At 30.4% G+C, this 10,249-nt stretch carries 7 protein-coding genes and 1 pseudogene; 4 read left to right on the plus strand and 4 right to left on the minus strand.

Annotation, left to right across the window (positions count from 1 at the left end):
* Positions 1–142: 142 nt before the first annotated feature.
* Positions 143–304: a hypothetical protein gene (locus I6U48_RS25800; RefSeq protein WP_218323350.1), complete on the minus strand. Its 162-nt coding sequence runs from the start codon at positions 302–304 to the stop codon at positions 143–145.
* A gap of 198 nt (positions 305–502) precedes the next feature.
* Between I6U48_RS25800 and I6U48_RS25805 the strand changes: the two genes are divergently transcribed.
* Together I6U48_RS25805 and I6U48_RS25810 are read left to right on the plus strand one after the other, a co-directional pair.
* Positions 503–2,116 (plus strand): recombinase family protein, encoded by a 1,614-nt coding sequence (locus tag I6U48_RS25805; RefSeq protein WP_218323352.1) that lies wholly within the window; start codon positions 503–505, stop codon positions 2,114–2,116.
* Between the two features lie 6 nt (positions 2,117–2,122).
* A pseudogene (locus I6U48_RS25810) lies at positions 2,123–2,539 on the plus strand (manganese catalase family protein); the annotation flags it as partial.
* Between the two features lie 85 nt (positions 2,540–2,624).
* Here the strand turns inward: I6U48_RS25810 and I6U48_RS25815 are convergent.
* On the minus strand, positions 2,625–3,959 hold the full coding sequence (locus I6U48_RS25815) for a serine/threonine-protein kinase (RefSeq protein ID WP_218323353.1): 1,335 nt from the start codon (positions 3,957–3,959) through the stop codon (positions 2,625–2,627).
* Between the two features lie 89 nt (positions 3,960–4,048).
* A complete protein-coding gene (surE, locus tag I6U48_RS25820) occupies positions 4,049–4,807 on the minus strand; it encodes a 5'/3'-nucleotidase SurE (RefSeq protein WP_218323355.1) in 759 nt (252 codons plus the stop codon).
* Between the two features lie 236 nt (positions 4,808–5,043).
* Here surE and I6U48_RS25825 point away from each other — a divergent pair, with 236 nt between their 5' ends.
* Together I6U48_RS25825 and I6U48_RS25830 are read left to right on the plus strand one after the other, a co-directional pair.
* A complete protein-coding gene (locus I6U48_RS25825; protein ID WP_218323356.1) occupies positions 5,044–5,265 on the plus strand; it encodes an alpha/beta-type small acid-soluble spore protein in 222 nt (73 codons plus the stop codon).
* Positions 5,266–5,299: 34 nt separating this feature from the next.
* On the plus strand, positions 5,300–6,133 hold the full coding sequence (locus tag I6U48_RS25830) for a RecT family recombinase (protein WP_218323357.1): 834 nt from the start codon (positions 5,300–5,302) through the stop codon (positions 6,131–6,133).
* Positions 6,134–6,434: 301 nt separating this feature from the next.
* Here the strand turns inward: I6U48_RS25830 and addB are convergent, their stop codons facing one another.
* Positions 6,435–9,881, minus strand: coding sequence for a helicase-exonuclease AddAB subunit AddB (gene addB, locus I6U48_RS25835; protein ID WP_218323358.1), 3,447 nt, complete (start codon positions 9,879–9,881; stop codon positions 6,435–6,437).
* Positions 9,882–10,249 lie beyond the last annotated feature (368 nt).

The raw sequence follows: 10,249 nt of genomic DNA on the forward strand, positions 1-10,249 counted from the left end.
TTGGAAACATATCCCGGAGTATAAGTTAAATGTCGGCCGTGGATGTCTATAATTACAACACCTATCATATTTACTTTCTCCCTCTCTTTTAACTTTAGTTCTTCTATTCTCAACTTCTATCTACATAATAAGTAAACGTATTTTAAATATCTTTTCCTAATGCCCTTGCAGCTCTTGCACATTTCCATGCAACATTTGCTATTCTTTCAAGTATCCTTTTCATATCTTCTGGTGTTTTATCTTTGTAGGAATCATCACTTATTTTTATAGTTGTATTTCCAATTTTATATTCTTGTACAATCATTAAAAACACTCCTCTAAAAATTTTCTCTTTATTTAGTTTATGACTTTATAGATTATTTGTGATTAGTTATCACTACAACACATCTTTTAAAAATCACATAAAAAATAAACTAATATCTTTTTTATAAAACAAGACATGCTTAAATATTATTAACATATCTTTTAGTATTGAGTTTTTTAACTGAAAGGTGGATACTATATGTCATACTGTCTATATCTAAGGAAATCTCGGACGGACATCGAAGCTGAATATAGAGGCGAAGGTGAAACCCTAGCCAGACATGAGAAATCCCTTATGAACCTTGCCGAATGTTTAAAACTTAACATAACTGAAATATACAGAGAAATAGTCTCCGGAGAAACCATTGCCGCCAGACCTATTATGCAAAAACTTCTCTCAGAAGTTGAACAATCAGTCTGGGATGGAGTTCTAGTTATGGAAGTTGAACGTCTAGCCCGTGGTGACACCATAGATCAGGGTATAGTTGCCCAGACCTTCAAATATTCAAATACTAAGATCATAACTCCAATGAAAATATATGATCCAAATAATGAATATGACGAAGAATACTTTGAATTTGGCTTATTTATGAGTCGTAGAGAATATAAAACCATAAACAGAAGATTACAACGTGGAAGAATTCAATCTGTAAAAGAAGGTAAATATTTAGGCAACAAACCGCCTTATGGATATGTTAGAAAAAAGCTTGAAGATCAAAAAGGCTATACTCTAGAAATTAACCCTAAACAAGCTGATATTGTAAAAATGATATTTGAGCTTTATACCAGAGGAGAAAAACAAGAAAATAGAGAATATAAAAGGTTAGGTGTTGGTCTTATAGTTAGAAAACTAAATGACCTTAGAATCCCTCCAATGAAAGGTGATGTATGGGTTAACTCATCTATCCTCGGAATACTTCGAAATCCTACTTATACAGGAAAAATCCGTTGGAATTCCCGTCCTCAGAAAAAGAAGATGGTTGATGGTCAAATGAAAAAAGAAAGACCTAGAGCAAATCCTAAAGATTGGATACTTGTTGAAGGGCTGCACGAAGCCATAATCAATAATTATACCTTTAACCTTGCTCAAGAATACCTTAAAACTAATCCTTCTACTCCATGTCCAAAGGATAGAGGGTTAAAGAATCCACTTTCAGGATTAATTGTATGCGGCTTGTGTGGAAGGAAAATGGTTCGAAGATCTTATAGTAAAAAAGAGTACCCAGACACTTTGATTTGTCCTTCTACTGCATGTCCTAATATAAGCTCACAGTTACCTTATATAGAAGAAAGGCTGCTGGAAGCTCTTGAAAATTGGTTAAGAGGTTATAAAATAACTTGGGAAGCCAAAGATAATGAAAAATCCAATCAGGATATACAAATAGATATAAAAAGGAAGGCCCTCAAAACTCTTGATAAGGAACTTAAAAATCTCGAAAAGCAAATGGAGAATATACATGACTTACTTGAACAAGGTGTATATTCTGTAGATACATTTCTTGAACGTTCAAAAATTCTTAATGATGAAATTGATAAAACTCAAAAAGATAGAGAAACCCTTCTTGATGATCTATGCTTTAACAAAGATAAAGATAAAAATGAAAGTCAAAAAATAATTATTCCTAAGGTTAAAAAATTACTTGAACTATATAAGGTTACAGATGATCCATCTTTAAAAAACGAACTATTAAAAGAAGTGGTTTCAAAAGCTGTTTATACTAAAACCACAAAAAATAGCCGCTGGCATGACAAGTCAGATGACTTTGATCTTGTTCTATCGCCTAAGCTGTCATTCGATAATAACAACTTATAACATGATGGTACCGAAGAATTAGCTCACCTAGAAATAGTTGGATCAATAGTTCATCAACTAACTAAAAATGCAAGTATTGAAGAAATCAAAGCAGCTGGTTTAGACTCCTATTACGCAGATCATGATACAGGAATTTATCCAGTAAACGCTTCTGGTGTTCCATTTACTGCTGCATATATACAATCAAAGGGAGATCCTATAGTTGATTTAACAGAGGATTTAGCTGCAGAGCAGAAGGCAAGAGCAACTTATGAATATCTTATTCAAATGCTTGATGATCCAGATATTATTGAACCTTTAAAATTTTTAAGAGAAAGAGAAGTTGTACATTATCAAAGATTTGGTGAAGCTCTTAGAATAGTTCAAGACTATATACAAGAACCTCGCTTATTTACTATGCCAAAACCAGAGTTCTTAAAGTAAACTATAACATGTCCTGATTTTATTAAAATCCTAGTTGTGTACTTTTAAGTTTCCAACTAGGATCTTTTTTATATCAAAAGCAAATTTATTTTTTATTTTGATGCTTAGATTTAGCTTTACTTTTTCCATTTCCATTAATTTTTTCTTCACCTTTTACGCTTGAGCTATTATCTAAAGCTGGGGAATTATTTTTATTTGTAAACCCTTTGTTATCAATGTTTTTTATACTTTGTTCTTTAGTATTATTACTATCTGGCAAACTGATATTTTTATCATCAGGAGTACTGTTCTTAGTAACATCTTCTGTACTACTATCTTGATTTCTATTTTCACTAGTGGTAACTGAAAGATCATATTTTTTTCCATGATCAGTTGCCAAATAGCCAGATAATAATGCAATAAAAATTCCTGCCAGTACTAAGGCTACTTTTTTTCTATTTCTATTTCTCTTAGTTATTTTAGTTTTGTTTAAAGCTTTAATTTTTTCTAATACTATAGCTTTTATTTTTTTTAATATTTTAAATTCAGCAAAATCATCTAAATGTGTCTTACTCTTCCTCTTCATTTTAAAAACATTAGTATTGGTTAACACCTTAGTATAAGTATCTTTATCTTCATTGCACATCAGTAATGTTTTCGTATTATCATTAAGACAACTTTTTAGTTCTTCTTGAAATTCTTCTATAGAATTGTATCTTTTATCTATGTCAATTTGCATTGCCTTTTGTATTACTCTCTTAAGTCTAATATCGATATTTTCTCCATAACTTTCATTCTTTACTGGCTCGAAAAAATTAGCTGGAGCTTTTCCATTAATCATGAAATATATTACCGCTCCAAGTCCATATATATCTGTTTGTCTACAAGTTTGTTCCATTCCATATTGCTCAGGAGCCGCATATCCCTTAGATCCCATATAAATGGTATCCTCCTTATTACCCTTTTTATATACTCTTGAAATACCAAAATCAATTAGAACAATTTTACCACTTAAAGTTATCATTATATTTGATGGTTTTAGATCTCTGTATATAATGGGTGGCCTGAAACTATGGAGATAGCGTATTATATCACTTAAACTCAATGCTATTTTACATAGTTCGTGAATATCTATTTTTTTATTTTTATCTATGTAACTTTCTAGAGTTTCTCCTTCAATATAATCTTCAACCATATACAGGTTGTCATTCTCATAAAATATATCAACTATTCTAGGAATACCTGAGTGACTTAATTTTTTAAGTATATCAGATTCTGTTAAAAAATTTACATTACTTTTTAGTGATTTATCAATCTCCTTGATTGCCCATAAATTTTCTAACTTTATATTTTTACATAAATAAACAGTGCTCATTCCTCCTTGCCCAAGGGTTTTTATAACTTCATATTTTTTATCTAAAATATATCCACTGTTTAACATTTTTCACCTCTAAAAAAATCTTTATACGTATATCAATATACGTATAAAGATTTTAATTTAACGGGGTACTATGAAAAATTTAATATTTGTTAGTCACCTAATAAATCTTCTACCTCTTTTAATATTTTAAAATTTGTTAAATCATAATGTAGAGGAGTTAAAGTAACATATCCTCTTCTTAAGTAGTATATATCCGTATCTTCATAATCATCATTATTTATTTTTCCCCTTAACTTATAAGATTTATGATTATCTTCCCTAATCTCTTCTACAAAATAACTATCGTAAAGTCTGTTCCCTATTTTACAAACTTTTATTCCCTTTATTTCTTCTTCAGGTAGTAATGGAACATTAATATTTAATACCACATCATCTTTCATAGGTTTATTTTGAGCTTTTGATAATATTTTTATAGCATATCTCGCAGCAATCTCATAATTATCTGCTCCATCTTTTATATATGATGACACTGCTATAGATGGTATTTTATACATAGCCGCTTCAATTGCAGCTGATACCGTTCCAGAGTAAATTACATCTGTTCCAACATTTGCTCCATTGTTAATTCCTGATAACACCATATCTATTTTTCCTTCTATAAGCTTTTCTACTGATATCTTCACGCAATCTGCTGGTGTGCCACTAATACTATATGCTTTTGACTTTATTCCTTCAAGCTCTACTTCTTTAATAACAAGCGGCTCTTCTATAGTTATTGAATGTCCACAAGCGCTTCTTTGACTATTAGGTGCAGCAATTATCACCTCATGATATTTTTCAAGTTCTTTTGCTAATATAGCTAATCCTTTTGCAGTGACTCCATCGTCATTAGTCAATAATAACCTCATAAATAGTCCTCCATAAATAATTAATTTACTTATAATTATAACATTTAATAAGTTATTCTATATAAATCCTACAATAATTTTACTATACAGGTATACTTACATAGTATTTGTAAAAATCATTATAGGATACAAAAAGTAATAGTAGAAAAAAATAATTATGACATCATATTTAGGAGTTTTTTTCATGATAGAAAGTTTTGAGAAAAATCTTATTTCGAAGGGTGGAAAATAATACTATGAATGCAAATATGGACAAATACAAAAATTATACTGAAAAGATAGAAACAGCTCATACTAAAACAGAGTTAGCACACGAACTAGGCGTTAATATGCCTAAAGATGGTTACTGGGGAAATGTACCTTCTAGAGTGTGTGGTACCATTGGCGGTGCTATGGGTGGAAATATAGTAAAATCTGCAATAGAGCAATATGAACTAAAACTAGCTGAAAAAAAATAAATAATCATACGCACCAGATAAGGAGGTGTGTTAAATGTCCGAGGGAACAATTCAAATTCCTAATCAGATAACATTAAATTTTAACAAAGATCAACTTGATTTAATTAGAAACACCGTAGCTAAAGGTGCTACAGAAGACGAATTGCAAATATTTTTATATCTATCTCAAGAATATAATCTAGATCCATTTAAAAAAGAAATTTGGTTTACTAAATATGGCAATCAAACTAATATAATGACAAGCAGAGATGGATATTTAAAATTTGCACAGACCAATAAAGAATTTGGTGGTCTAATAAGCTTTGTGGTTCACGAAGGTGATGCTTTCGAAATAGATGCTGGGGAATATAAAATAACCCATAAGTTCGGTACTAATAGGGGAAAAATAATGGGTGCATGGGCTAGATGTGATAGAAAAGGTAAAAAACCCTTTATAAGTTATGTATCTTTCGAAGAATACAACCAGAACAACACAATATGGAGAAAGTATCCTAGTGCAATGATTCAAAAGGTTGCAGAAGTATTCGTACTAAAAAGAGCCTTTGGTATTAATGGATTAGTAACAAAGGAGGAGATAAGTGATTCATCCTATGAGCAAAATTATATGGATACTCATTCTAAAAATCGTATGATGGAGAAAGAGCAAAAAACAACAATATGGGATCTAGCCAGATCAAAAGATATGTCTATTGATAGCCTAAAACAATATACTATAAAGGAATTTGAGACTCCACTCTCTCACTTAACTTATCATCAAGCAGAATCTCTAATGCAAAAACTATCTGAAATTAAAAACGATGATAAGAATGATCTAAGACTAAACTCTAAAAAAGAAGAAGTACTAAATGCTCCTAAATCTATTGAATGAATAAATAAATTAAACATGTCTTTAATATCAAAGACATGTTTAGTTTAAAACAATTACTATAATTAAAAAACAAAATTTTTTATATAAATCTAATCACACAAAATTACATTTTACATATACTAAATATATAAATAATTATATTCATTCCAACTACTATAAATGTGAAATTTTCCATACTTTGATATATTACCCCCACTTAACTTTTGCAAATTTTCCCTATCACCTCCAACTTTTAAGTACTTTGAGTACTTAAAACCCTATTTCAAGAATCTAACCTATGCTTTTAAAAAAGAGACATAGGTTAGATTGTTTTTTCTTCAATTGCCTTCCAAATTTCCTCTTCAGATTTATCCTCAAGAAATCTATATTTATTGTCTTTCATCGATGTATCAAATTGGCATACCGATGGATAAATACAATATTCGCAGGAATTTCTATTCTTCTTTTTACACGGTTCAATATCAATATTTCCTTCTAATATGTGCTCACATAATTGTCCTATAGTGTCTTTTACATATTTTCTTAAAAGCTGAAATTGTTCCAATGTAGCTACAGAAGATTGTGATTTTGATATAGTTCCATCTTTTTTAATAGATACTGGAATTATGTCTGAACTTTTTTCTATTTCACTATCCATTTCTTTTACTATCTCTAAACTATCCAATAGAAGTCCATTCATTCTTAAGCTTTTAATTATTCTTTTCTCTATTTCACTATCTGTCAACTCACCCTTGCCTTTTATTATAGGGTCATCAAGCTTAAAATAAAGAATTCCTCCAGGTAGAGCATCCTTATTTGTTTTTTCCTCCAATTCTGTCAGCATAGCGTCTAAATATATTAGAAGTTGCATTTGAAGACCATAATATACATCTGATAATTTAAACTCCTTAGTTCCAGATTTATAATCTATTATCCTTAAGTAAGTTAACTGTTCCTCCTCCATACTATCCACCCTATCTACTCTTCCTATAAGACTTACAGTTTCTCCTGAATGCAGTTTAATAGTTATTGGAGGGAAATCTCCGGAATTGCTGAAACTTAATTCATATCCTTTAGGTATAAACTCTCCTCTCTTTATATGTTCTGTAATGAGCCATACTGATCTTGTAAGTATCTTTTTTACTCCATTAGCTATATGATTATATCGCTTTGAACTATTAAGTATAGATCCTGGAATTTTAGCAATAGTCGTGTCTACAATATTGTTAACATTTTTTTCACACCACTCTCTATCTATATCCTTCCAACTTAGGTTATCCTCTTTTAGCATAACCGAAAAACTTTGCAATACACTATGCATAAAGCTTCCAAGGTCTGGTGAACTAAGATTATAAATTTTCCTAGCCTTTGCTTTTAAACCATACTGCATAAAATATGAAAATGGACATTCTACATATCTTTCCAATCTTGATACGCTTATGTTCATATGGTTTCCATATAACTTTCTTACTTTTGAGTTATCTATAATTTGCGTTTTGTTAGTGTAATTAAATCCTTCTAATACTGAGTTGAGCTTTTCATTCCACTCTCCATTATTTTTATACCATTTATATACTTCGTACCATAACGGAGTAATATAATTTTCTTCAGCATCTTTTCTTATATTACTTATAAGCTCGTTAAAGGTAGCTCTTGGAGTAGAGATTGACTTTAAAGCTTCTCCTCCATTTGGTTTCTCTATTAAATTACTTTGTTCTACTATGTTAGGAAAAATTTTTTTTATTCTAGATATAATCATAGACGGTCTCTTAGCTTTTCCTTCTTCATCCGACATAAAGTAGCTTAACCTTAAATATTTGCTCATTATGGTTAATGTAGTATAAACTAAGAATTGTTCTTCAAAAGCCCTACTTCTCGTCTCCTTCGCTAATTCAATACCTTTATCTCTAAGCCCTTCTCTATCACTATCTGTTAATATTCCTTCCTTAGGAATAGCCGCAGGAAAAATTCCATCATTAACTCCAATTATGTATAAAGCACTTACATCATGACTTTTTAGTCTCGTTACACTTCCTACAAGCACCTGATCTAAAACCGGAGGAATTACACCAATTTGATATTCTGCAAAACCTGTAGCTAGTATTTTGGGGAAAGTATCCATACTTAAAGTATCTTCTCCAACAACCTCTACAATCTGATCTAAAACCTCTACTACAATATCCCATATTTGAGCATATTCATTTGATTTATCTAATTCGTTTGATTCCTTAAGTTCTTTTATCCATCCTTCTATTTTTTCAGGAACTCCAATTTCACAGAGAAAGTTGTATAACCCTTCACACATCTGCAATCCTTTTTTTCTTCCCTTTATACTCTCTGAAAGCTTTATAATCGGTTTTGTTATTTTATGTCTAATATTATTTATTTTCTCTAAAAGTTCTTTTTCTTCTTCACTAATCTCTTCATTTTCAAAGCTATAGTTTATTCTGTAATCCCATAAACCATCTTGCGTCCACCTTTTACCTCTTATTCCGTTTGCAAGTACATAGTTTTCTAGCATGTCTATCTCATCATTGTGTAAATCTAAGAGTCCCGTTTTTAAGTATCTAAAAATACACTCATATGACCAATTTTTTGCAAGAATCTCTACTGCTGAAACTATAAGAACAATTATGGGATTGCTACTAATTTCTCTTTTTTTATCTATAAAATATGGTATATTATATTCTGAAAAAATTGCTCTAACTAAGTTTTCATATCCATCTAAGTCGCCACTTACTACAGCTATATCCTTAAACCTAAACCCCTCATCTCTACATATTCTTACAATATCCCTAGCAGTCTCTTCTATCTCCGTATATTTGTTCAAGGCTTTAAAAACATATAAGTCATCAGTTTTCTTCTTATATGTTTTGTATGGATAAGAAAATAAATAATGTTGCAAATGTTGAAATTCCTTACTATCTTTAAACCTATAACAAGGCTCGCATTTTAATGCTACAGGCTTATCGTACTTTATATTATTTTTTTGTATAATTTCTAAGATTCTTTTTTCTGTATTTTTAGTATTTAAAAATATATCTGTGTTTTCAACTTCACAATCTCCATTTAAGCAATCCGTGCACAGAGTTATATTTACTCTTCTAGCTTTATTCATTAGCTTTTCTAAAATAACATACTGCTGAGGTGTAAAACTTGAGAATTCATCTATCCAAATTTCTGTTTCATCGAACAAGCGACAATTATCAATCTTTTCCGCAAGCATAGTAAGATCATCTTCTGCATCTACATAACTTTTATGTAACCTTTTTTCAAACTGTGAAAAAATTAAAACTATATCCTGTATTTTATCCTTTAAATTTTCATTTTCTATTCTATCTAAAGAATTATTCAAAACGTCACTGTTAATATTATATCTTTTAAGTTCAGTAATAATATCACACATTGTTTTTGCGAACCCCTGCCTTCTAGCAGCTTTTCCGAAGGTTTTAAGTTTTTCCTTATTTTCCTCCAGTACTTTATGGATAATCATACTCTTTCCTGACTCATTAATATGTTGCCTTGTCAATCCACCTATCTCATTAAAAACTGTATATGCCATCCTCTCAAAACTTAAAACCTGAGCTTTGAGCATTCCTGCTTCTCCTACAGTTTCTATAAGATTTTTTTGTGCCTGAAAGGAAAATTGCTCTGGCACAAGAAGTATTAATTGCTGTATACAGCTCTCTTCTATTCTTTTCTTTATATCATTCAAACAATAATGGCTTTTACCACTACCCGATCTTCCAAAAATAAATTTTAAACTCATATTGTTACCTCACATAAGCTCCATTTTATTAAATCTATTATAGCATTAAAATGCTTAAAAAATTTTGCGATGTGAAATTTTTATTAGAGGACAATTGACAATTGACAGAGGACAGTGAAGGAGGATTTTTCTCCGTTACACTACAAAAAACCTTTAATTATAATAAGAGGCTGTTCGCATTATATAGATAACCACACCAGACACTTAACTTATACTCAGGGATATATTTACATTCTGGAAGACACATTTAAATACTTTTGCTACAAGTCTTAGCTCATATTTTTGAAAAAGCTTAGAAGATTTGATTGTTTGAGCACAGCGAGTTATCAAAGATTCTTAGCTTTTTTAAAAATATGGGCTTTAGACTT

This window comes from Clostridium thailandense, assembly GCF_019207025.1.
Taxonomy (GTDB): Bacteria; Bacillota; Clostridia; order Clostridiales; family Clostridiaceae; genus Clostridium_AM; species Clostridium_AM thailandense.

What these genes read in the sequence shown, in the direction of transcription:
- I6U48_RS25800 (WP_218323350.1), bottom strand. Translation starts at nt 304, where the DNA reads ATGATTGTACAAGAATATAAAATTGGAAATACAACTATAAAAATAAGT.
- I6U48_RS25805 (WP_218323352.1), top strand. Translation starts at nt 503, where the DNA reads ATGTCATACTGTCTATATCTAAGGAAATCTCGGACGGACATCGAAGCT.
- I6U48_RS25815 (WP_218323353.1), bottom strand. Translation starts at nt 3,959, where the DNA reads ATGTTAAACAGTGGATATATTTTAGATAAAAAATATGAAGTTATAAAA.
- surE (WP_218323355.1), bottom strand. Translation starts at nt 4,807, where the DNA reads ATGAGGTTATTATTGACTAATGACGATGGAGTCACTGCAAAAGGATTA.
- I6U48_RS25825 (WP_218323356.1), top strand. Translation starts at nt 5,044, where the DNA reads ATGAATGCAAATATGGACAAATACAAAAATTATACTGAAAAGATAGAA.
- I6U48_RS25830 (WP_218323357.1), top strand. Translation starts at nt 5,300, where the DNA reads ATGTCCGAGGGAACAATTCAAATTCCTAATCAGATAACATTAAATTTT.
- addB (WP_218323358.1), bottom strand. Translation starts at nt 9,881, where the DNA reads ATGAGTTTAAAATTTATTTTTGGAAGATCGGGTAGTGGTAAAAGCCAT.